This window comes from uncultured Paraglaciecola sp. (assembly GCF_963977085.1).
In the GTDB taxonomy this organism is placed as follows: domain Bacteria; phylum Pseudomonadota; class Gammaproteobacteria; order Enterobacterales; family Alteromonadaceae; genus Paraglaciecola.
On record NZ_CAXBNC010000001.1, the window covers coordinates 225404 to 249966 of the forward strand.

21 protein-coding genes are annotated in these 24563 nt (G+C 40.3%); 13 read left to right on the forward strand and 8 right to left on the reverse strand.

Going from position 1 to position 24563, the window contains the following annotated elements:
• Nucleotides 1–80: 80 nt before the first annotated feature.
• On the forward strand, nucleotides 81–3257 hold the full coding sequence (locus tag AAC000_RS00985) for a reprolysin-like metallopeptidase (RefSeq protein ID WP_339719280.1): 3177 nt from the start codon (nucleotides 81–83) through the stop codon (nucleotides 3255–3257).
• Nucleotides 3250–3678: a hypothetical protein gene (locus AAC000_RS00990; protein WP_339719281.1), complete on the forward strand. Its 429-nt coding sequence runs from the start codon at nucleotides 3250–3252 to the stop codon at nucleotides 3676–3678. The genes AAC000_RS00985 and AAC000_RS00990 overlap by 8 nt, the downstream gene beginning before the upstream one ends.
• 74 nt (nucleotides 3679–3752) lie before the next feature.
• Here AAC000_RS00990 and AAC000_RS00995 read toward each other — a convergent pair whose 3' ends face one another.
• Nucleotides 3753–4067 (reverse strand): hypothetical protein, encoded by a 315-nt coding sequence (locus AAC000_RS00995; RefSeq protein WP_339719282.1) that lies wholly within the window; start codon nucleotides 4065–4067, stop codon nucleotides 3753–3755.
• Between the two features lie 456 nt (nucleotides 4068–4523).
• Between AAC000_RS00995 and AAC000_RS01000 the strand changes: the two genes are divergently transcribed.
• Together AAC000_RS01000 and AAC000_RS01005 are read left to right on the forward strand one after the other, a co-directional pair.
• Nucleotides 4524–5579, forward strand: coding sequence for an agmatine deiminase family protein (locus AAC000_RS01000; protein ID WP_339719283.1), 1056 nt, complete (start codon nucleotides 4524–4526; stop codon nucleotides 5577–5579).
• Nucleotides 5572–6465 (forward strand): carbon-nitrogen hydrolase, encoded by an 894-nt coding sequence (locus AAC000_RS01005; protein WP_339719285.1) that lies wholly within the window; start codon nucleotides 5572–5574, stop codon nucleotides 6463–6465. Before AAC000_RS01000 ends, AAC000_RS01005 begins: the two co-directional genes overlap by 8 nt.
• Nucleotides 6466–6580: 115 nt before the next feature.
• Here the strand turns inward: AAC000_RS01005 and AAC000_RS01010 are convergent, their stop codons facing one another.
• From AAC000_RS01010 to hemH, 5 genes are all read right to left on the reverse strand, one after another.
• Nucleotides 6581–7189: a glutathione S-transferase family protein gene (locus AAC000_RS01010; protein ID WP_339719288.1), complete on the reverse strand. Its 609-nt coding sequence runs from the start codon at nucleotides 7187–7189 to the stop codon at nucleotides 6581–6583.
• Between the two features lie 59 nt (nucleotides 7190–7248).
• Nucleotides 7249–9141, reverse strand: coding sequence for an extracellular solute-binding protein (locus AAC000_RS01015; protein WP_339719291.1), 1893 nt, complete (start codon nucleotides 9139–9141; stop codon nucleotides 7249–7251).
• A 147-nt stretch (nucleotides 9142–9288) separates the two neighbouring features.
• Complete coding sequence (locus AAC000_RS01020; protein WP_339719294.1) at nucleotides 9289–9711, reverse strand: DUF4112 domain-containing protein; 423 nt, start codon at nucleotides 9709–9711, stop codon at nucleotides 9289–9291.
• 11 nt (nucleotides 9712–9722) lie between these two features.
• On the reverse strand, nucleotides 9723–10997 hold the full coding sequence (locus AAC000_RS01025; protein WP_339719297.1) for a DUF819 family protein: 1275 nt from the start codon (nucleotides 10995–10997) through the stop codon (nucleotides 9723–9725).
• Nucleotides 10998–11188: 191 nt separating this feature from the next.
• Nucleotides 11189–12271, reverse strand: coding sequence for a ferrochelatase (gene hemH / locus AAC000_RS01030; protein WP_339719299.1), 1083 nt, complete (start codon nucleotides 12269–12271; stop codon nucleotides 11189–11191).
• A 236-nt stretch (nucleotides 12272–12507) separates the two neighbouring features.
• Here hemH and AAC000_RS01035 point away from each other — a divergent pair, with 236 nt between their 5' ends.
• From AAC000_RS01035 to AAC000_RS01050, 4 genes are read left to right on the forward strand one after another with little or no spacing between them, the layout of a single operon-like run.
• Nucleotides 12508–13062, forward strand: coding sequence for a hypothetical protein (locus AAC000_RS01035; protein ID WP_339719301.1), 555 nt, complete (start codon nucleotides 12508–12510; stop codon nucleotides 13060–13062).
• Nucleotides 13063–13070: 8 nt separating this feature from the next.
• Nucleotides 13071–14834, forward strand: a complete 1764-nt coding sequence (locus tag AAC000_RS01040) for an OmpA family protein (protein ID WP_339719303.1) — start codon at nucleotides 13071–13073, stop codon at nucleotides 14832–14834.
• Nucleotides 14835–14881: 47 nt separating this feature from the next.
• The gene (locus AAC000_RS01045) at nucleotides 14882–15373 is read left to right on the forward strand and encodes a Rab family GTPase (RefSeq protein ID WP_339719304.1); all 492 of its coding nucleotides are present in this window, start codon (nucleotides 14882–14884) and stop codon (nucleotides 15371–15373) included.
• An 8-nt stretch (nucleotides 15374–15381) separates the two neighbouring features.
• On the forward strand, nucleotides 15382–17535 hold the full coding sequence (locus AAC000_RS01050) for a bifunctional diguanylate cyclase/phosphodiesterase (protein ID WP_339719305.1): 2154 nt from the start codon (nucleotides 15382–15384) through the stop codon (nucleotides 17533–17535).
• Between the two features lie 6 nt (nucleotides 17536–17541).
• Here AAC000_RS01050 and AAC000_RS01055 read toward each other — a convergent pair whose 3' ends face one another.
• Together AAC000_RS01055 and tolC are read right to left on the reverse strand one after the other, a co-directional pair.
• Nucleotides 17542–18363, reverse strand: coding sequence for an ion transporter (locus tag AAC000_RS01055; protein ID WP_339719307.1), 822 nt, complete (start codon nucleotides 18361–18363; stop codon nucleotides 17542–17544).
• 177 nt (nucleotides 18364–18540) lie between these two features.
• Complete coding sequence (gene tolC, locus AAC000_RS01060) at nucleotides 18541–19896, reverse strand: outer membrane channel protein TolC (protein WP_339719310.1); 1356 nt, start codon at nucleotides 19894–19896, stop codon at nucleotides 18541–18543.
• A gap of 263 nt (nucleotides 19897–20159) precedes the next feature.
• On the opposite strand from tolC, the gene nudF reads away from it, so the two are divergent.
• The 5 genes from nudF (at nucleotide 20160) to parE (ending at nucleotide 24551) form a co-directional block, all read left to right on the forward strand.
• Nucleotides 20160–20795, forward strand: a complete 636-nt coding sequence (gene nudF / locus AAC000_RS01065) for an ADP-ribose diphosphatase (protein WP_339719313.1) — start codon at nucleotides 20160–20162, stop codon at nucleotides 20793–20795.
• Complete coding sequence (locus tag AAC000_RS01070) at nucleotides 20788–21231, forward strand: DUF1249 domain-containing protein (RefSeq protein ID WP_339719315.1); 444 nt, start codon at nucleotides 20788–20790, stop codon at nucleotides 21229–21231. The genes nudF and AAC000_RS01070 overlap by 8 nt, the downstream gene beginning before the upstream one ends.
• A gap of 12 nt (nucleotides 21232–21243) precedes the next feature.
• On the forward strand, nucleotides 21244–21990 hold the full coding sequence (locus tag AAC000_RS01075) for a metallophosphoesterase (protein WP_339719317.1): 747 nt from the start codon (nucleotides 21244–21246) through the stop codon (nucleotides 21988–21990).
• Between the two features lie 8 nt (nucleotides 21991–21998).
• Nucleotides 21999–22577 (forward strand): YqiA/YcfP family alpha/beta fold hydrolase, encoded by a 579-nt coding sequence (locus AAC000_RS01080; RefSeq protein ID WP_339719319.1) that lies wholly within the window; start codon nucleotides 21999–22001, stop codon nucleotides 22575–22577.
• 84 nt (nucleotides 22578–22661) lie between these two features.
• Entirely contained in the window at nucleotides 22662–24551 is a 1890-nt protein-coding gene (parE, locus tag AAC000_RS01085) for a DNA topoisomerase IV subunit B (RefSeq protein WP_339719321.1), read from the forward strand.
• Nucleotides 24552–24563 lie beyond the last annotated feature (12 nt).

Below are 24563 nucleotides of genomic sequence, written 5' to 3' on the forward strand. Positions count from 1 at the left end.
ATAATAGCTATTGCACTTTGGCACTTGATAAGTTTTAGATTAGTCGTAGAGGTATGTATGCAAAGTTCAGTGAAGTCATCATGGGTATAATTATTCGTCAGTTTTTTATATTATTAACACTCAGCTTTATTCATTTTGCCATTTACGCTGACACCCTATGGCAAGATAAATCCACTCTAGCAAAATCAGACAATCTTAAACCCTTGCGCGTTATGGCCGACAGCGCAAGGTTCATGCAAATAAATAAGTCGCAGTTATCTGACACCTTTTCACAAGTTAGTTTAACAACTGAGATCAGTGTGCCTCTTCCTAACGGAGTGAACATTTCAGTTACACTTAGCCCCTCACCTATTTTAAGTGAAGAGCTGGGTAAACAATACGCAGACTTTATGACATACCAAGCACAGCAAGTGGATCACCCCGAAAATATCGGCCGGTTTAGTATTTCCCATCTCGGCTTGTTTGGCTTTTTTCGGTACAACAATCAATGGATGTTATTGTCGCCAAGATACCAAAATGAAACGTTAGAATATGCGAGTTATTGGTATAAAGATGCCCCCGCAAATTCAGAAGCCGCACCCACAGCTGATTTTTTGCTGGCGGAACAAACTTTCCAAGCTCCTGAATTAGCGCAGAAGGTTATCACCACAGGCGATTCAGTGCGTACCTATTCACTGGCTATTAGCACCACAGGGGAATATAGCCAAAAATTAGGGGGCACCACCGGAAATGTAGTGGCGGAATTGATGAATTTGGTAAACCGCATCAACCAGGTTGTTTTGGTCGATCTGGCCTTACAATTTGAATTAGTTGATAACCAAAATATTATCTTTTTTGATGCCGCTAGTGACCCCTTTACCAATGCCGATGCGGCGTCTGATATTGAGGCCAATCAGGGCGTGGTTGATGACGCTATTGGCAATCAAAACTATGATATAGGTCACGTACTCGGCACAAATGGTGGAGGGTTGGCCTACGTAGGAGTGGTATGTAACAGTCAATATAAAGCCCAAGGCTATACTGGCTTAAACAACCCTCAGGGTGAACGCTTTTATATCGATTTAGTCGCCCATGAATTGGGGCATCAATTGGGAGCAGCTCACACTTTTAACGCAACTAACTCTTCCAGTTGTGAGCAAAGTTCGCGGTCTGTTGACTCGGCGTACGAACCGGGTAGCGGCTCAACTATTATGTCTTATGCTGGTATTTGTGGGTCGCAAAGTTTACAAAACAACAGCGATCCTTATTTTCATTCAAAATCAATTCAAGATATTCGTAGCTATGTTGACAGTTTTTCTGGAAGTCGCTGTGGAGTTGAGACCCAAATTGATAACGCCATTCCACAAGTTCAATTATCACAAAATGCTTATACCATACCGGCAGCAACTCCTTTTGTGCTAGATGGAACGGCTAGTGACGCAAACAATGATTTGCTAACTTACAACTGGGAACAATATGACAATGGGGGCACTCAAGGGGCCACTTCAAGTCTAAGTGAACTAAATAGTGACAACGGCAACAATCCACTATTTCGTTCTTATAACCCAACCAGTGATTCGCAGCGTTATTTCCCTAACCTAAGTGACGTACTTTCAGGGCAAACAACACTCGGCGAAACTTATGCCACCACCGACAGAGATATGCGCTTTAGGTTGACGGCAAGAGATAATAAAGGCGGCGTAAACCAGCAAGACCTAGTCATATCTGTGGCTAGCAGCAGCGAATCATTCAGTATAGATACACCAGGTGAATGGCAAGCACTGTTTGAGCAGACCGTCACGTGGAATATGGGGGATACACTCACCTCCCCCATCAATTGTGCCAATGTGGATATTGTACTCATCGCTGATTCCAATAACCCTACAGAAACCATAGTGCAATTGCAGACACCCAATGATGGCCAGCAAAATGTGAGAGCACCTAATATTACGAGTGCAGCAGCAAAATTGCTTCTAAAATGCAGCGACAACGTTTTTTACACTGTTAGCGACGGGGTATTTTCTATAATTGGCGTTGACCCAGTTGCCCCTACAATCGACAGCCAGAATACCATTACCCTCAGCGAAGACTCGCAGCGGCAAATAGTTCTTGCGGATTTGAATGTCACTGATCCCGATTCTGTGTATCCGGATGACTTCACTCTGACGATCCAAGATGGCAACAACTATAGTGTTAACCAACAAATTTTGACTCCTGATGCTGAGTTTGTCGGCACCTTAGCCGTTCCAGTAGTGATAAATGATGGTGAGTTAGACAGCAATGTGTACACACTGCAAGTACAAGTAGTGGCGGTTAATGACGCGCCTATTGTTTCCTCTGATAGTCAGAACTTATTGAGCCTTAACGAAGACACACAGTTGAATATTGATTTTTCCGATTTAAGCGTCATTGACCCTGATTCGAGCTATCCAGATGACTTCACTTTGACAATTCAAGACGGTGAAAACTACAGCATCGAGCAACAAACCTTGACACCTGATGCTCACTTTAATGGTGTATTAACTGTGCCCGTATATGTTAATGATGGCGAATTGGACAGCAATGTATTGATATTTCAAATTCAAGTACTAGCAGTGAATGACGCGCCCATAGCTAGCGCCAATAATCAGGATGTCCTGATCATTAACGAAGACACTCAAACTCAATTTGATTTTACTGATTTAAGCGTCATCGACCCTGATTCGGCCTACCCTGAAGACTTTACCCTGATAATCCAAGAGGGTAATAATTATAGTGCTGAGCAACAAATCCTGACGCCAGATACTAACTTTAATGGTACCTTAACCGCATTAGTGCTGGTTAACGATGGCAATGCAGATAGCAACGTACTGGCGTTTGAAGTGCAAGTCATGGCGGTCAACGACGCACCTGTTGCCAATGATGATACAGTGTCGATTCAACAAAATAGTGAGACTACAACTATTGACGTATTAAGTAATGATGTTGACGTGGACCTAGATGCGCTCAGCATCACCTCATTTACTTATTCAGGTTCAGGGCAAATTACCATTGAGAATCAACAATTAACTTATACCCCAGCAGTAGGGTTTAGCGGCAGCGAATCAATAGTCTATGTTGTATCAGACGGGTCACTAACAGACGAAGCTAGCCTAAATGTGCAAGTTAATTCGGTTCCGGTGGTGTCTGGCGATTCCGGCGGTTCTGGAGGAGGAAGTATGTTACTACTCAGCCTACTGGCTTTGCTTTGTTATTCCATAAAACTATATCAATCACCCACTAAGGGCAATTATGAATAATAGAATAGTTTCTATAATGTTTGCCGCTGCGATAACTTGTTTATCCCTTGGCTGTAGTCAAATTACTACGACTTCTTTATCTCAAAAATCTGAAGCAACACTCGAGAATCAAAGAAAGGAAAACGATATGCGCCAATCGAATGACCTTAATTGGTTACTCTATGCCGACCCCAAGGCCGACGCCAATTTAGCCATTGATAAGCAAGACTTTACCTTGTTGGCGTTTGCAGGAAGAGTCACAACGTTTCCGGGTCTCGACAATGAGTCATCGAGCCTCCAACAACAATGTGGTTTTCGACTATTGGCTAATAGTAGTGATGAATTAAGGTCAGAAAGCGAGTTAAGTTTACGTAAAAAATTGTACCAATACGCAGCAACGTTCAATCAAATCGTTTCTACAGCTTGTCAAAAAAATCATTAAAGTGAGCTAATTAGAATCAGCCCATAACCCACTATCGATGTTATGGACTGGCAATTTTATTTTCTGTATACCACTCACTTTGCATTAGAAAGGTAATTAAATACCTTGGATGCGTTGCGCTGCTCTGAGAAAGATACAAGATCAACCCCATTACATGACATGCCATTTGCTGCGGTTAATTTTTTCAAAACAGATTGGTTGCTACCCGCTACAACTCCTACTTTATTTCTGACGCTTTGTTTAAGCATTTTGACATCGTCTTTAACGACTGCTTCGCAAAAATTAGCGTAAGATAAATCCCCTGCATATTTCACCTTATCCGGTGAACCCAATTTTGCACTCGCATTCAGTGCACACAAAGCCATAGATAACGCGATTAGTTTTTTCATTAGTATTCTCCAATTAGTTCAAAAATACGGCCACAAACCGCAGGGTAGTTATGACTGATCGGCAAATAGATTTCTGTATTTTTATTGTATAGAAGTAGTAAAACTCATGTAAAACAAAGAGTTAATTTTATGTAACTGAGGTAACTAATTGAAAATAGTAGTTTTTTCAAAACCACTTATTCCATAAAAGAATTAAAACAAAGAAATTAATAACAATCAGTCTAAAAAGCGACTCAACAAGACACAAAATGACCTTGGTAATCGTTGTTTGTTAAGCCTTGTTAACAGTTTCCAAGCCACTAAATTGCATTGAGAGCACGCCCAACTAGGAAATAGCTCCCTCTTTATCTAGGGTTAATTCAAGTCTGATTAAATTTTTATTATCTAAATGCTGCAAAACAAGACGGCAAGGGATCTAGGTATTATAATCCCCAAAATTTTTAAACGAATAATGGCATGACTGAAAACTACCAACTAATACCCGAATGGGCTCAACAAGAAGCCGTAATGCTGGTATGGCCTGATCAACATACGGATTGGCAGCCCTGGCTAATTGATGTGCAAAGCGTTTATCTAAAAATCATTCAATCACTTAACCAAGCTAATACTAATGTGGTGTTGTTAGTACGTGATGGTGAAATTAAAAATTGTTTATCAAAATTAGAAAATTCCAGTCAAGTGTTAATAGTCAAAGCTGATTATAACGATACATGGATAAGGGATTACGGATTTTTAAGTTGTGTAAATGCATCGGGTTTACAACCAATAGAGTTTGTATTTAATGGTTGGGGACAAAAATTTGATGCTGCTAAAGACAACAAAATAAATCAGCAGGTTTTAAGTCAACTGTGCCAGCAAGGTATTCAATCCGTTGATTTAGTCATTGAAGGTGGTGCCTTAGAAATTGATCAACATGGCACCTTGTTATCTACCGAACTTTGCTTAACGAACCCTAAGCGTAATGGTGCTAAGACTATAGCCTCCTACCAAGATGATTTTCAGCAGTTTTTAGGAGCTAAACAAAGTTTTATTTTAGGAAATGGGCATTTAGAGGGCGATGATACAGACGGGCATATTGATACATTAGTACGTTTTACCCCAGATAATGGCCTAGTTATTCAGTCGGCATTTAATCGCCCGGACGACACTCATTTTCAAGGGTTGAGCGACTTAGTTAACGAATGTCGTCAAGTTTTACCCACTCATAAAATATTTGAATTACCACTACCCCACATAGTAAATCAACAGGGTGATAGACTTCCCGCGTCTTATGCCAATTTTTTGATTTCTAACCAACATATTTTGTGCCCTATTTATCAACAAACAGAAGATAAATTAGCCATGCAGGTTATACAAAAAGCTTATCCAGATTTTACTATTGTGCCGATAAATTGCCTGCCCCTAGTGCAACAATTTGGAAGTTTGCATTGTATAAGTATGCAAATACCTTGTGGCATACTTAAACCAGAGATTTTGCAATCCTTCGTAACTGGAGTCAGTGTCTATGAATAGAAGAAATTTAAAAATCGGCGTAGTACAACAAGCCGTTGCCGGCAATAACAAAGATGTGAACTGGGCGCGTAGTGCCGAACAAATCAGCGCCCTAGCGACAGAGGGTTGCGAACTGGTGATGTTACAAGAGTTACATAGTACCTTGTATTTTTGCCAGCAAGAAGACACTGATAATTTCGACTTAGCAGAGCCCATACCTGGTGCTGCTACAGATTATTTTGCGGCCCTTGCAGCCAAATTAGACATTGTTCTTATCACCTCGCTATTTGAAAAACGTGGCTCTGGTTTATATCACAATACCGCTGTAGTTTTTGATCGCCAGCAGGGTTTGATCGGTAAATATCGAAAAATGCATATCCCAGATGATCCTGGATTTTACGAGAAGTTTTATTTTACCCCTGGCGATATGGGCTTTGAGCCAATTCAAACCAGCGTAGGCAAACTAGGAGTTTTGGTCTGTTGGGATCAATGGTATCCAGAAGCAGCAAGGTTGATGGCAATGGCAGGTGCTGAAATGTTGTTTTACCCCACTGCTATTGGCTGGGACACAAATGACACATCAGCAGAACAAACTCGCCAGCATGATGCATGGCAGACCATACAACGCTCTCATGCGGTGGCTAATTCATTACCCGTAGTGGTCGCCAACCGCACTGGATTTGAAGCGTCCCCCGCAGCTGGCGATCCCGGCATTCAGTTTTGGGGACAGAGTTTTATTGCGGGCCCTCAGGGCGAAATATTGGCGCAAGCGAGTAGTGATAAAGAAGAAAACTTGATAGTCGAAATTGACCTCAATCGCACAGAACAAATCAAACGAATCTGGCCTTATTTTAGAGACCGTAGAATCGATGCCTACTATGACATGACAAAGAGATGGAGAGATTAGAGCCTGTCACAACGCCACTTTCTAGTGGCGTTTTACTATGTAGCGATAGTAGACAATATCAAACTGAGTGCAGTGACATCTCATGAGGTGTGATGCGAAGCCCAAAACATTAAACTTAAGCCTTGGCACTAGGGCGACTGCTCACGGCTGCATACCAACGTTGCAGGTTTGGTTGTTCATCAGTAATTTTAATATTCACTACACGAGCAAAGTCCACCGCACACAAAGCTGTAATATCGGCAATAGTGAATCGGTTAGCGCCAATATATTCAGAACTCCCCAAACGTTTTTCTAATACATTGAGAAAACTAGCAGCGTTTTTACCAGCAACTTCACCGTATTCTTTAACGGGAGTCATGCGATCTTTAAAATAACCGGTGCTATGTTGAAAACACATGCCAACCTGACCAAAAAAGTACAGTTCAACCTGTCTGTGCCACATGTCAATCGTGGCTTTTTCTAAGGGGTCTTTACCCAATAAGTTAATTTCTGGATACAATTCTTCAAAATATAAACAAATCGACGCACCTTCACTAATACATGTACCATCGTCTAGTTCAAGAACAGGTATTTTCCCAACTGGATTTTTGGCGCGCATTTGTGGAGAAATATTTTCTCCCTTCTGCAGATCTACCTGTACGTATTCCATTGGGATGTTTTTTTCAGCCAAAAAAATGCGTACTCGTCTTGGCGAGGGTGCGGTTTTAGTATCGTATATTTTCATAGGTATTCTTCTTTGAGGTTAAGTCGTGCTGCAAAATCAAATCACAATGAGGTCATTATCTAATTTAGCCAGTAACGCGTTTTAAAATCTTGGTAGGCAGAGGTTTTCTTAAATTCTTTTAACCCCTGATTAATCTCTTGTAACATATTTTGATGCTTCTTATGAATAAAATGATAAAAAGGGATACTCAAAATAGCCCTGTAACCACTATTGCGCAATTGTTCGTTATAAGCTGCCACATCTACTGCTGGTAATATCATGTAGTTTAATTGACCCGACTCAAACGCTTGCAACATCAATGGAGTCGTTTCATAGTTCTGCTTTGTGACTTTTTCTTTTATCCACCAGTCTCTGATAGCCAGAATATCTATGCTAGTGCCAACCTCGACCTTGGACTGCAATTTTCTACTACAGGCTTCACTGGTACGACATACCAAATAAATAGTTGACTCAGCGATAGGTTCTGGAACCTGAATTAAATCCTCTGACTGATTAGCAAAAACCTTAGCTCTGACAAGTTCGCCATCAGCACCGTATTTATAGGAGTTTAAAGATTCTGATAAATTTTGATAACGGGTGATCGAGATGTTGTAACCCAATTTTTGATACACTGCACTGAGGGTATTTGACGCAAAAAAAGTGCCTCGAGAGCCAGTAAATGACGAAAAATTAAGTAACTTTTCTGGCAAGCCAACGTCTAATACTTGATGAGTCGAATTCACAAAGTCTTGTCCTGACAACGCGCCTTTAAAGGCTGATGACTCTCCATTTAAAATCGAGTGAGCGATACTATTGGCTAGATTGGTAGCGTATTTAGCCTCAGTATCACGATCAAAAAACTGCACCAGCCCCGTACTTTTTTGCAAGCTTTGTAAACCAATTAAGGCCCGCTCACTTAATCCCTGCCCATCAAACTTTGTAGACGCGGCTAAAAAACCTAAACCCGTAGCCAAAGCCTTGTTTGTTTCTGTTTGCACTAAGAAATCTAAAACAGCGGGTAAATAGGCATGATTCTTTGAAGCTAAAGGCACAACAAACAAATCAATAGGGGCCACTTCAGGATACGCAATGTCAGTTCGAGAATGGGGGAATGGAAAGTACCCGATTTGAGAATTATGCTCGGCTTTAATTTCACTCTCAGCAAATTGCCCTATTAAGGTCATTGCTGCTTGTTGTCGCACCAATAATGTTACGGCTTGCTCCCAACGCCAATTATGGTCAGGTGCAAAAAAATAACCATAGTCTAATAAGATTGAAAACTGCTCAACCACTTTAGCAATACTGTCACGATCTACACTCGCAAATTCAGTCATTTCTTTGCGTGTCTTTATGCCACCATTATCTAACGCTAAAAAATCTATCCAGGCGAGCAGAGGCCAACTTTCTTGACTTGCTTGCACTAGAGGAGCAATACCTAACTTCTTCAGTTTACTACATATGGCTAAGAACTCAGCCCAGGACTTTGGAGGTGAAATGTCATGTTGGGCAAAGAGAGTTTTACTGTAATAAAATCCCCAGGGATAATAGGCAAAAGGCAATGCCTGATAGGATCCATTTAAATTGACAGCATCTAACAATTGGGTGCTGATATTGTTTTCGAGCATTGTTTTATCTATCAGTAAATCGATAGGTAGCAATAACTCCTGTAACACAATATCATTTAAGCGCTTTCCAGCTTGCCAATGAATTAAGTCGTATTTTCCGCTTTCCAACCAGCCTGAAAGTTTACTTTTGAGCCCCTGATCACTGTAAAAATCCACATCGACCACAATCTCAGATTGTAAATGATTAAAACGGCTAAATTGTTCAGCGAAAAGAGCAATTTGTTGTTTATTTACCGTTAACACAGCAACTGAAATTGGAGTTGGTTTAGCATGAATAATTGAATGCTTTAGCACCAGTGGGGCTAGACTTAAAATTAATGCATAAACGAAAAATGTGCTTATTTTCATAACTCACAATATAGCGCATTTAATGATAAAACAACCTAAAAAATTCAGTGCCTACCGGCCAATTAAAGCGATATTCAGGGGACATGAAAGGCATGTTTTAGGGGGCAATTGAATACTGTAAACTGCAACCGAATCACACAACAAAAACTACTCTGAGTTATCTTGAGACTTTTCCCATTCTTCAAAGGCTTGCTGACTTTTGGCTTGAATTTTCTGGTGATTTTGGCTGACCCACCACTTTTCCATAATGCGCACATTTTTTTGGTTAGATTTATAAAATATATCCACTAAATCACCTACCAAGGGGAGTAAACCAAGTAAAAAATCAATGCCGATATTGCGTAACATTGCAATTCTTAAAGCTCGGGGCACCTGAATACTTTTTGCCATAGCCACAATACTCAAAGATACGCCTACCATGATTAAATCACCCACAACGGGGATAAGCCCCACTAAAAAGTCCAATCCCACACGAACACCTATAATAGGTATCCGTATTTGGGTATCGGTCAAGTTCGCCAATTTCTGCGCTCTGAGTAAGGCATTAGGTGCTGGATGAGTCTGACTCATAATTTATTCACTTAATTGATGCTCTGTAAAATTTGCCCACAAAACCAAGCCATATAGGTGCCCACTGTATAACCCAATACTGCTAACATTACCGCAACTGGGGCCAATGAGGGATGAAAAGCAGAAGCCACTACTGGTGCTGAGGCTGCTCCGCCTACGTTGGCTTGACTACCCACTGCCATATAAAATAACGGGGCTTTAATTAATTTAGCGACTATCAACATAAGTAACGCATGGATTAACATCCAAATTGCACCAATCACAAAAAATAATGGCTCATCGGCGATCATCGTGATATCCATTTTCATACCAATTGTTGCAATCAAAATATACAAAAAAGCCGAACCAATCTTTGAAGCACCTGCGCCTTCTAACTGCCGTACTTTGGTAAAAGACAAGGTAATACCAACTGTGCTGGCAAAAATAATCATCCAAAAAAACTTGCTGTGAAAACTGAATTTAGCCAGTTCTGGGAAGTTTTCCACAAAATAAGGAGTAATAGTATCGGCAAACATGTGCGCAAATCCGGTTACGCCCAGCCCTACAGCAACAATCAACATAATATCGGTAAGGCTTGGAATTCGTGAATGTTTAGCCTCGAAACTCTTAACTTTGTCCTTAAGTTCATCAATGGCAGAAGTGTCAGCACCTGTTTTGGCATCAATGGTTTTTGCATTTGCCGCCATGATTAACAACACAGCCATCCATAAGTTCGCGACAATAATATCCACAGTGACCATTGCAGAAAACATTTGGTCACCCGCTCCGTAAATTTCTTTCATTGCTGCCTGATTAGCACTACCACCAATCCAGCTTCCCGCGACGGTTGTCATACCTCGCCAAACTGCGTTAGGGCCATCAACACCTAAGAGCTCTGGATTAAACATCGACACAATCAGCAGCGCAACTGGTCCGCCAATTACAATGCCCAAGGTACCAGTAAAAAATAAAATGATGGCTTTACTGCCTAACTTCGCAATTGACTTTAAGTCAACACTAATAGTCAAAAGTACTAAACATGCGGGCAATAAATAACGGGAAGCAACAAAATAAAGTTGCGAATTCTCTCCATCAATTAAACCAAAGGTATTTAATAACGAAGGTAGGAAATAACAAAGTAAAACTGATGGCACAAACATATAAAACTTGCTCCAAAAAGGAGCTTTGCTGTTGGCAGTATAAAACACTAAACCCAACAAAATAGCCAAAATGCCCATAACACTGGCATCGTTGGTAAAAAATGGAGTATGGACCAAGGCTTGGTCAGCAAGATTTTGTGTAGACATGGAAGTTCCTGTTCTGCATCCGACTTATCCACCCGTTAAAGAGTCTGCGCGGCTTTTTTGATTATTATTTAATAAATTACTCAACTAATTTTGTATTGCTGCTACTGTGAGTAGCATCACAATGTAAATTTAGGTTAACACAAACTGACCAAGCGGTCTTATTTGCTACTGCCCTAATATACCTTACTTTTCTATTTTTCGGCACCTATAGCTTTTGCCAGCTCACTGCGCAATTCAGTATTTTCTGGGGCGATTGACCAGCCTTGTAGATGGGTTTCAAGCAACGTTGTAAGCGCCTTAATATGTGCTGTGTCGGCATTTAGGGCCGCTATATATTCATATCGTTCCCCGCCCGCTGCTAGAAAATAATCGCGGTTCTCTTCACCAATTTCTTCAATCGTTTCCAAACAATCCGCAGAAAACCCTGGGCAAACAATTTGCACAGATTTAACTCCTTGTTCTGGAAAAGCCTTAAGTGAATGGTCAGTATAAGGTTTTAGCCATTCTTCACGACCAAAACGTGACTGAAAGCTAGTAAAATGTTCGCCTTCCTTTAAACCCAATTCAGCGGCAATCAACCGTGATGTTTTATGGCATTCACAATGATAAGGGTCACCATTTAATAAATAACGTTGTGGTATACCGTGATAGCTAAAGACTAACTTATCTGCTCGTCCATGTTGCTGCCAATGGCTTTGAATTTTACTTGCTATCGCCTTTATATACTCAGGATTGTCATGATAGTGAGTAATAAAACGCAGCTCAGGGATCCACCTTCTTTTACTGAAACTCTCAGCAACGGCATCAAATGTAGAGCCAGTAGTTGAAGCGCAGTATTGCGGATATAGCGGTAATACCACTAATTTACGCACGCCCTGACGTAACATTTTGTCAATTACTGAGTCCACTGAAGGTGAGCCATAACGCATGGCAAAGTCTACCACTACATTATCGCCATATAATTGCTGCAAACTGTCTTGTAATGCATTGGTTTGGTCTTGGGTATGGAACATTAACGGTGAGCCACGTTCAGTCCATACCGTTGCATATGCTTTAGCAGACCGCTTAGGGCGAATATTCAAAATCACCAAATTTAAAATCATCCACCATAACAGTCTTGGTATCTCCACCACCCTAGGGTCAGATAAAAACTCCTTTAAGTATCGCTTTAACTCGGCCTTCTTAGGCGCTTCGGGTGTACCTAAATTGGTGACTAAAACACCCACTTTGTCATCTTGGCTATGGGTAAAAGCAGGACTACCTTGATATTTCATGAAAAACTCTTGGTGATGTTAATTCGAAATGAATATTTACTACGTATGAATGGATTACGCTGCCAACGCTATTTTGGACTAGTAATGCCAAAAATCAATATTTTAGTCTATGAGTCAACAAATCTTCCCACGTTTTTTAGCTAAACTATTGAAAACAGTTTAATTATCATGCGAACCTGTGCATTATAAATCGTTTTCATTTTTTGAAAGTATTATTCGAGCAGAGGATTTGCAAAATGGCTAGTAAAAAAAATACCGATAACACCAATGACCAACCCACTTCGTCAGCAGATTCAGTGGCAATAACAGAACTTGAAAGTTTAAGGCATCTAGTCTTTGGTGCGGCCAAAAGTGATATCGAAGCGCGTATTACAGCGTTAGAGCAACACACTGAAGATAGCTTCAAAAAAATACAGCAAACAATTGAACAAAATACCCAGAATCTTCAAGCTTCTATGCGCGATGGTTTCAATCAACTAGAAGACAAACTCGCAATTGCCGATCAAGGGCAAGAGGCAAAGGCTACCGAGTTGCATACCTACGCCGACAAAATTTCATCAGAACTTGAAATGGCAGAGGCCAATAATAAACAAGAAAATGACGAATTACACAATCGCTTAGATAAAGAAATTAGTGCATTAACAGTGAAATTCACTGAGCAACTTAACCAAGCTTTAGAAAAACTTACCCAAGTGTCGAGCGAACTCAATTCAACTAAGACAGATCGCAAAACCCTCGCGAAATTGCTGGCCACTGTGGCAAGTAATCTTGAAACAGATGAAGGTGAGTAGCCTGAAATATGGCACATTTAAACGAGCAACCAAGCAGCCAATCTGATACCGACCAAATGCGCCAGATTCGTAAACTGGTATTAGGTGACGATGGTCTGTATGTCAAACAAACTCTAAAAGACAATGCCCGCGAATTAGTAGGGGACGTTTTTTCGGAGGCCTTACACGATCGAGAAGCCCAAGATGGCTCGGTGAACAAAGTACTGTTACCACTAGTAGAAAAATCCGTTGAAAAATCCGTTGCGGCAAATAGTGAAAGGTTTGTAGGTTATTTATACCCTCTAATAGGTAGCCTCGTTAGAAAATCAGTAACGGCATTTATTACAGAACTATTAGAAAAAACCAACACCTTAATAGAAAACAGTTTAACCATTAAAGGCCTCACTTGGCGTTTTAAAGCATGGCAATCTGGGGTCACCTTTTCCCAATATGCCGCTAGCCAAACTTTTGCATTTCGAGTTGAGCAAGTATTTTTAATCCATCGAGAAACAGGACTTTTGTTAAATTCAGTTTCCTTAGGTTTAGAACTTGAAGCAGATGCAGACATGGTCTCATCAATGTTGACGGCAATAAACGATTTTGTATCTGATTCCTTTAGCACTAATACCGGTAAGGTCGAGCAGAATCTTGATGTCGTACGTACCGACGACTTCACCTTATTACTAAAAAAAGGACCTAAGGCATCAGTAGTAGCAGCAATTACCGGCAATATGCCGCAGGGCGTAGCAAACCAACTACAAACAACACTAGAGGAAATTCATAAACTTTACGACAAAGAGTTAGATAACTTTAACGGCGATTCAGTACCTTTTAACAATAGTGAACATCAGTTAAGAGACTGTCTGATGACTGTCTTAAAACCAGAACACAGCAATAATAAGAAACCATGGATGGCTTGGACAGTTGTTCTCTTGCTTCTAATCGGTAGCGGATTTTTATTTGTAAAACGTTGGAACACCCATGAATTGATGAACCAAGTGAAGTTAATTGATAGTGTTCCGGGCATTATACTTACCAGCATAGACACTTTAGGTCTAGAAGATATTCAGCTCGAGGTATTGCGAGATCCCGCCTCGCTAACAATTCAAGAGTGGCTTGAGCAACATGGGATTGAAAGTAGTCGAGTGATTTACAAAGAAAGAGCTTATTTATCCCTTGATCCTCCACTAATAAAGAATAAAACTGAGAGTATTATTGCTCGTTACCCCAGTGTTACAGTCGACTGGATGGATAATATTCCGAACATTAGTGGGAAATTAACGAATTTAAATAAGTTACTTTTACAAGGCGAATTGACCAAACTGATTGGTTTAAATTTCCAAACTACTTGGTTAGACAAGATAATTATCGAAGGAACAGCGAATACAGCGGCCGATGATCCCGAGTTAATTAGAGCTATTTTAGATTTGAACATTGCAAAAATAGATAGGGTTTCGATTGCATTTGAAGCCGGACAAAGTGATTTATCCGAGCAAGCAATAGAAAAATTATTTGAGGTTAAACAACAGTTTAATAATTTAATTGAAGTGGCTCAACAGCAGGAGTTGTCATTAGGTTTAATTATTATGGGCGCTAGTGACACTGTTGGCACAGTTTCTTTCAATAAAATATTGAGTCAAAAACGTGCAGATAATGTAAAGTTAAAATTGCAAGAGCTAGGCATAGCAGCCAGTCGCTTAAATGCGATTGGATTGGGCGTAATAGAATTAGAAACGGCCAAAGAAGGGGCACGGAAAGTGATGTTTAACGTGGTATATTTTGAAGGCGGTTAGGACTAGGATCAAAAAGTGGGAATAATAATAAAACAATTGGGACAATCATGATCCAAAAGAAGATATGCCTGCTAGGCGCGACTGGCGTCGGTAAAACTAGTTTGGTTAAACAATACGTAGAAGGTATTTTCTCAGAAAAATACCTGACTACTATTGGTGTAAAGATTGACAAAAAACAAGTTGATACTGCCAGTGAAACAGTACAGCTAATGATATGGGATATTGAAGGCATTGATCGCTACTGTGGTTTTCAAGCTAAGTATTTACGAGGTGCGTCGGCCTTTATAATAGTGACCGATCACACACGTTCACAATCTTTGGTTGAGGGATTAGACATACTAAAAATGGTTAAGGAAGTGGCTGACATACCCGGAATTTTAGCTGTTAATAAGTCAGACTTGCCAGCCAGCTGGCATTGGAGCGAGACTGAACTTGAAGAAGTCAAACAAGGCTTCAGTCAATTTTTTAATACTAGTGCAAAAACGGGAGATGGAGTCGATGCCATGTTCACCCATATTGCCAACGAATTAACTGTGTAATTAATCCCTTGGATACTTCACTTCTCTCCGCTCTAGGTTTTTTAGACTGCATTGTTTTTAAGCGGCTATCAGCTTCTGAGTTTGAAGTGGTATATAAAGCTGGGAATTGGCTAGACGAGTTACTGCCAGAAACAGTGGATACCAAAGTCTTTAGTTTTGAGCATAACTCTGCCTACCTGGAAGACTTTTTAATTGACGCGGAAAACCTTTGGAATGTCCATAAAAATGGGCGTATTGAGTCTGGTATGTGGTCAGAACAATTAACGACCCAAGTGATTCGCTTAGAAGCATCGGCGGTTGTCGCTGATAACCAAAATTATTTAATCGTCAACAAACTCAACGCAAAATATAGGCAAAAACAAGAAACCCTGCAAATTGCCCGCGAGTCGTTGTTAACCGCTGACAAAATATCTGCCCAACACGATTACCTTCACTCTCGTTTAGAAGAATTGCTTAGCGAACCCAATCGTACCCTAACGACCAAACAGCCCGTTAGTCAGGCGTTAGCGCAAACGGATTTAGGTGTAGCGCTCTTTGATTCTGATTTAGTCTTAATAAATAGTAATCCTGCGTTACGCTCAATATTTAATGATACCAATATCAAAATTAGTCTACCTCCAGACAAATTACTCTTGGAACTGTTTAGAAACCAATACCCAGAGTGTGAACGCATCTTTTCCACCGCAAGTTCATGGAGTGGCGAAATTTATTGGTTAAATCCACCTTTGCAAGGCAAATGGCTTAAATTATCCATTCAACCTATTAAAAATGATGCACAAAGAGTACAGAATTGGTTATTCAGTGTAAGTGATGTAACCCAGGTTAAATATTTACTTAAACGTAACGAGAAACTAACCCACTTTGATGCCCTTACCAACTTACCCAATCGTCAGTATTTTTGGCAAAATCTTGAAAGGAAAATCCAGCAAAATCGACCGTTTTATTTATTGTATCTTGATATTAAGCAGTTTAAACGTATCAACGAAATTCACGGTCATGTAGTTGGAGATGAAGTCATAAGAGAATTGTCGATACGACTCAATGCGATCACTCATGTAGATGACATGATTGCCAAGATTGGAGGCACTGAGTTTGCGGTGATACTAGAACTGAATCACTTACACACTCAGATTTCCCCTGAAGACCAAAATCTTGCTATCAAATTTGCAGAAAGGTTAATTAGCACCAGTTGTTTGCCTTTTTACCTAAGCACTGGGGTAAAGTGTGAAATAGGCTTAAATGTTGGTGCAGCAGCCTTTCCTAGAGACACTAATAACGCTGAAGAGTTAATGAAATATGCAGATTTAGCAGTCTATGCAGCCAAGAAAAAAGCCGTCAGTAGTATCTCCTTTTATTCAAAAGAGCTTATCGAGGCATCACGAAAACGCATTGAAATGGAAGATTCGCTACGCAATGCAGTGGAAAATCAAGAGTTTGAACTATATCTGCAACCCATGCTGAACTTGGCCAATGGCAAAATTATTAAAGCCGAAGCCTTGATAAGGTGGCACCATCCCGACGGCTATATCGTCCCCCCAGACGAGTTTATTCCTCTGGCAGAACAAACAGGACTGATCATTCCAATAGGTAAATGGGTGATAAAAGAGGCCTGTGCAATATTGAAACGATTGGCCAACATAGGTGAAGAAATTAAACTGTCGATTAATTTATCGCCGCGCCAAGTCAGCGATCGTCAATTGTTCGAGTTTATTAATCAAAGTGTCACTAACGCAAAAATAAATCCACAGCAATTGGAAATAGAGCTCACTGAAGGGGTGTTAATAGACAACTACGACAAAGTCCATTTTTTGCTCGATGAAGTTCGTAAATTAGGTATAAGTGTCTCAATTGATGATTTTGGCACCGGCTATAGTTCTCTTGCTTATTTACAAAGATTACCTATCGATCAACTAAAAATAGACAGGTCATTTATCAATGAAATTAACGAAAATAGCCAAGATAGTGATGGTGCCATCATACTTGCAGTCATCGCCATGGCCCATAATCTAAAATTAGAAGTCATTGCCGAAGGTGTAGAAACGATATTACAAAAAGATTTTCTCACAGAACATAACTGCGATATTGCGCAAGGTTACTTGTTTAGCCGCCCTGTTCCCTATGCCGAATTTTGTGAATTACTTAGCGCACAAAACAAACAATAACCTAATTTAACTCGAAGGCTCTTTACTGCCTTGCATGGACATTATTTGCCCCTGTAACTTTGATATTTGTTCAGAAATTTCTCTAAGGCTTGGATCCCCACTTTCTTCAATTGCTTCAGCGCGGGCGTTGGCATTTTCTTGCTCCATAACATTGACAACTATACCAATCACCATATTTAAAAACGCAAATGCTGTGAAGAAAATAAAAGTTAAATAAAACAGCCAACTCATCGGATACACTTCCATGGTTTCATACATAACATCTGTCCAATCTTCAAATGTCATGACCCTAAATAGGGTAAGCAGTGAAATTGTGATGTCACCCCATAAAACCGGATTAATGGTTTCGAATAAGGTACTGCCTATGGCTGCGTATATATAAAAGATGATAAACATCAATAACATCACATAGCCAAGTTGTGGCATTGCTTTGATTAAAGAAACTAATAAAATTCTAAGTTCAGGAATAATTGAGATCATTCTCAGTACTCTAAATACCCTGACCAGTCTAGCTACCAATGCTAACTCGGTATCATCGGCGGGGATCAAACTTATAATAACAATCAAGGTATCAAATATGTTCCAGAAACTTTTGAAGAAATCTCGTTTACGATGTTCAGCCATAAACCGAATACTGATTTCAGTCAGGAAAAAAGCACTGATAAACCAATCCATAAATTTTGCTATGGTGTAAACATTTTCCGACATGTCATAGGTTTTTGCACCTACCAGTAGCGCTGAAAAGATGATGACTGTGACGACAAAAATTTCGAATAATTTGTTGGCACGAATTTGAATAAACTTGGCTTTTAGGGTCGAAGCTTGCATGTTAGGAAGTAGATCTCAGAAAATAATAAAAATCAGCGATAGGGTATTCAATTAGGCTGGGCTGTCAATCAATTATCTATAACAATAAAAAATTTAACTCAGTTGCTTTTAAAAGTCACAATTATGACAGTGAGAATTTAAAAAGGGCAGCAAACGCCGCCCTCATATATTGACTGTTTAGCTGACTTTCGAAGGCTCAAGACCTCTATTGATGTCGACCAAATCTTGTTCTGTTAAATTACCTGATGCACGTTTAAGATCTAATATTGCGCTAATAAAGTCATAACGTGCACTTGCTAAATTACGTCTTGCGTCAAACAGGTTTCTAGTACTATTAAGTACATCAACTATGGTCCTAGTACCTACATCAAAACCTGCCTCTGTTGCTTTTAAGGCACTATCGGCAGAAACAACGGCTTGTTGCAATGCTCGAATAGTAGATGTAGCCGCAATGACATCATTATATGCAGAGCGCACTGAACGTACGGTTGAACGATACGTTAATTCTAAATCTTCACTCGCGGCAACAAAACGATATCTGGCTTGTGCGGTCTGAGCCGAAACTGAACCACCCGAGTAAATGGGCACACTTAAAGTCAAGCTTAGTGAGTTACTGTCTCTGGCAGGAAAGCCGCTATTACCATTAATTTCGGTATCGTCTCGCCCGTAGCTACCACTCAATGAAAGTGTTGGATAATGTCCAGCTTTCGCTGAAGCAATGTCGTCTTTGGCGATGTCTTTAGAAAAATTTCTGACCATAAGATCTAGATTTTTTTCTTCAGCTATTTTTAACCAACTGTCTACGCCTTCTGGTGAAGGACGAGAAGCACTAAAATTTTCGGTATTTAAAACAGCCAAATTATCATGATACTTGCCAGTAATTTCACGCATTTCTTCTAAACGCAATTCAACTACATTTTCGGCTATTATTTCTTGAGCAACGGTATTGTCGAAGTTGGCCTGGGCTTCATGAACATCTGTAATAGCAGTTAACCCAACATTAAAACGTTGTTTGGTTTGCTCTAATTGACGCTCAATTGCACGTTTTTCAGCTTGAACAAAAATCAGGCTATCTTTAGCACGTAAAATCGCTAAATAGGCATCAGTTGTTCTCACGATCAAATCTTGTTTAGATAACGCATAACTAGTATCACTCTGATGTGCTACTTTCTCTGCACGAGATAAGGCAACCCAATTTTGTCTGTCATAAATCGACAGGCTCAAATTTAGATCTAATCCTAGATTTTTAGAATCACTTTCAACGATGCCAACAAAAGGTTGACCATTAGCATCAGTATCAAAATTAAATGACTCCGATGTGCTATCTGAATAGCTCAATGAGCCAGATACTGAAGGCAATAAGTTTGCTCTGCTAATAGATATACCTTCAAAAGCAGCATCTCTGTCAGCTTTAGCGCGGTTGATGGTTGGGTCTTTCTCAACAGCCATTTGATAAACTTGGTAAAGATCGTCTGCCAATACAGACGAAGATATCCCCATGCTGATCAATAGCGACAAAAATGTTTTTTTCATTGGTAGTCCTATGTGGTTCCTAATCCGGCCCTAGTTTTGTATGCCACAAGGCTACGTCTAGTCGAATACTTTTTTATATGATAGTTAAAGTCTAAGCAAAACAAGCGTTAAGTAACAATGCTTTGTGGTAACACCAAGGTCTCAAGTGTAACAGAATATTATACATTAATAGAGCCTAGGCGTGCCAGCATCTATAACTTCGATATGTTAATCTTAGGTTTTATACTATCAGTTCCTAGAAATTATAAAGTGACGGTGGCAATTTGAAACAAAATCAACAACCAATCCAACAGTTTTCGGATAGCGATGTACAAATATTAAGCAAAGAAACCTTATATCAAGGTTTCTTTAAAATGGTGAAGTACGCGTTTAAACACAAATTATTTGCAGGTGGTTGGAGCGATGTGGTGGAAAGGGAGATTTTTGAGCGGGGCCATGCCATTGCCGTTTTGCCATACGATCCTGTTTTGGATGAATTTGTGATGATTGAACAAGTTCGAATTGGAGCATTACCAACATCCACTTCGCCGTGGTTAATAGAAGTAGTAGCAGGCATTATTGATGAAGGTGAAACACCTGAAGATGTGTGCTGCCGAGAAGCACAAGAAGAAGCGGGAATCGAGATTCAAAAATTACACAAAGCCTTAAGTTACTTGTCTAGCCCTGGTGGTACAACCGAACGTATACACATCTATGTCGGTTTAGTGGATGCCAGCGATGCCAAAGGTGTACATGGTTTGGATTATGAAAGTGAAGATATTCTGGTGCACAGAGTCCCCTCTGCTGTTGCGCTCAATTGGATCAACCAAGGTAAAATTGATAATGCCGCCACCCTCATTGCATTACAATGGTTTGCCATGAATAAACAACTGGTTTTGGATAGTTGGTCAGATGTCTAGAGAGATAGGTCGTAAATATGTGCCTAAGGTTGCCAATATGCACAAGGTCTGTGAGATTAACTATGGGCGTTTGTTAAGGCTTCTTCCAGATTGCGATACAGCAGATTTGCAGTACCAATTTGAAGTAAATACTAGTTTGCTTTATACCATCAAGATTATGGAATGTAGTCGTTACACTAGCACCTTAGAAATGTCACAAAAAAGCCAGATGGAATATGATTTTTTACGCCCTGTTGTACAAGTAAGATTATACCATGATGCAAAAATGGCTGAGGTCATCAGTGCCCAAAATATAGGCTCATTACAGCCTAGCTACCGCTACCCAAATATTAAAATGTATCAGAAAAACGAAAAAGAAATGGTTAATGTGTTTTTAGCTGAATGGTTGCAATTTTGTTTAGCTCACAGTGACCAGTTACATTCGTCTGAAGCATAACTCCCTCTATCGATGAAAATAATACAAATCTCTGATTGTCATTTGCTTGCCGATACTAAGAAATTCGGGTACCAGGAGATCAACCCGTTTCACAGCTTACAAAAGATATTGGCTAGCGTTAAACAACATAAACCAGATGTGTTATTAGTGACTGGGGATATAAGTGGTGACGCCACTAGGCAAAGTTATCAGCACTTTTCAGGTTTACTTCAAGACGCAAAAATAGATTGCCGAATTGCTATTATTCCTGGAAACCATGACAACCAAGAACATTTAGCAACCAATGTCCACCAAGAATATCTATGGTTGCAGCATCCACAACTGGTTTTGCCTAACCACTGGCATATTCATTTATTGGACACCCAATCTCACGCGACCCTTGGGCAATTGTCCCAAGATAAGCTCCATTCCTTAACGGACTATGTCAATCAACACAGCAACGAGTATCACTTATTAGCAGCCCACCATCATCCAATTTCTTGTGGTGGATGGATGGATAAACATCAGTGGCTCAATCGACAAGAATTTAACGCTGTTGTTGCAAAAAATCAGGCAATTAAAGGGGTAGTATACGGACACATTCATACTGCCATTGAACAGCAAGTAAATCAGTGTGTGTATTTAGCTTGCCCCTCTACGTGTTGGCAGTTTGCGACCCAAGCATCTTTTGCTACAAGTGATTTAAAGCCTGGGTATAGAGTGATTAATCTGTTAGAAAATGGTCAAATAAGCACATCTATTCATCGTCTCAAAGAGTAAGCCTTAAAGTGCAATACGTTGTTATTTATTTACATGGATTTTTAAGTTCACCTCAGTCACAAAAAGCCACACAAACTCTTGAGTTTGTAAGGACTAACTATCCTGATTTAACCATAGAAATACCAGAACTTGCTAATTACCCTAAAGAGGCCATAAAAAATATTGAGCTATGCATTGCTAAACACAAAGGTAAAAAGTTTCGTTTTATCGGTAGTTCACTGGGAGGTTTTTTATCCACATATATGATAGAGAAGTATACAGGGAAAGCGGTTTTGATTAACCCTGCGGTGCGCCCTTTTGAATTGTTAGGTGATTTTTTGGGAGAGCATGTTAACCCCTATACGCAACAGGCTTTTTTGCTAGAAAACAAACATATTGATGAACTTCGCCAATTAGATACCGCGACTTTAAAGCCAACATCTGACTATTGGGTATTATTACAAACTGCAGACGAAACCCTAGACTATCGCCAAGCAGAAATAAAATATCAAGATTATAAACTCAGCATAGAACAAGGTGGGGACCATAGTTTTCAGGGTTTTCAACGATTCTTACCAGAAATTTTTAGGTTTCTACTGCAAGACTAATTGAAGCTTGGTATAACATGTATGCCAGTTAAGGGTTTTCCCTCACCACCAACAATAGAATAATAAGAGCGCTGATTAAGAACTATGTCAAACCAATATAACGCTGACGCCATTGAAGTATTAAACGGCCTAGAGCCGGTGCAACGCCGCCCCGGTATGTATACCGATACCACTCGTCCAAACCACTTGAGTCAGGAAGTCATTGATAACAGTGTGGATGAAGCCCTTGGTGGGTTTGCCACCTCAATTCGAGTCGTGTTACACCCAGATCAATCACTTGAAGTCACAGATGACGGTCGTGGCATGCCAGTGGATATACATCCCGAAGAAGGTATTTCAGGGGTAGAATTAATCATGACCAAGCTCCATGCTGGCGGTAAGTTCTCAAATAAAAATTACCAGTTTTCTGGTGGTTTACATGGCGTGGGTATTTCTGTAGTCAATGCCTTATCAAAAAGAGTGGAAGTGAACATCCGCCGTGATGGTAATGTGCATCAAATTGCTTTTGAAAACGGCGACAAAGTCCAAGAATTAGAAATTGTTGATACTTGTGGTAAACGCAACACTGGCACCAAAGTGCATTTTTGGCCTGACCCCAAATATTTTGATTCGGCTAAATTTTCGGTCTCCAAGCTGTTACACGTTTTACGTGCCAAAGCAGTGTTATGTCCAGGTTTGCGGATTCGATTTGATAATAAAATTAGCAATGAAACCACAGAGTGGTACTTCGAAGATGGGCTTAGGGACTATTTATATCAATCGGTAAAAGAATATGTCACTTTGCCTGAGGATGCGCCATTTGTAGGCTCAATTTCAGGTAATACCGAAGCAGCAGATTGGGCGGTGATGTGGCTACCTGAAGGTGGCGAGATGATCACCGAAAGTTACGTTAACCTTATTCCAACCGCGCAAGGTGGCACACATGTCAATGGGCTACGCCAAGGCTTGTTAGAGTCGATGCGGGAGTTTTGTGAATTTAGAAATCTCTTACCTCGTGGGGTGAAACTAACCCCTGAAGATATTTGGGATCGTTGTAGTTATGTGTTGTCTACTAAAATGCAAGATCCACAATTTGCAGGGCAAATAAAAGAACGATTATCATCACGTCAAGCCGCAGCTTTTGTATCAGGCGTGGTCAAAGATGCCTTTAGTTTGTGGCTGAATCAGCATACCGATGTGGCTGAGTTATTGGCCGAAATGTGTATTAACAATGCACAAACCCGTTTGCGCCAAAGTAAAAAAGTGGCCCGTAAAAAAGTCACTCAAGGCCCCGCTTTACCCGGTAAATTGACAGACTGCTCTACTCAGGACTCTAGCCGTTCGGAACTATTTTTGGTAGAAGGTGATTCAGCGGGTGGTTCGGCAAAACAGGCCAGAGACCGTGAATTTCAGGCCATCATGCCGCTCCGTGGCAAAATCCTAAATAGCTGGGAAGTGGACTCATCTCAGGTTTTAGCTTCCCAGGAAATTCACGATATTTCAGTAGCTTTAGGTATCGATCCTGACTCTGATGATTTAAGTGGCTTACGCTACGACAAAATCTGTATTTTGGCCGATGCTGACTCCGATGGTCTGCATATTGCCACCTTGTTGTGTGCCCTATTTGTTAAACATTTTAGAACCCTAGTCAACACCGGACATGTATATGTGGCAATGCCTCCGTTATTTAGAATCGATATAGGTAAAGATGTTTATTACGCCTTAGACGAAGGTGAAAAAGACGGTATTTTAGACCGTATAGTCGCTGAGAAAAAACGTGGCAAAGTGAATGTGCAACGTTTCAAAGGTTTGGGTGAAATGAACCCTCTGCAATTGCGCGAAACCACCATGGATCCTAATACCCGTAGGCTAGTGCAATTGATGGTAGACGATTCAGAACAAATGTTAGAAATGATGGATATGTTACTCGCCAAGAAGCGCGCACCAGACCGCAAAGAATGGCTAGAATCAAAAGGAAATATGGCGATTGTTTAGTAAAATGCCGTT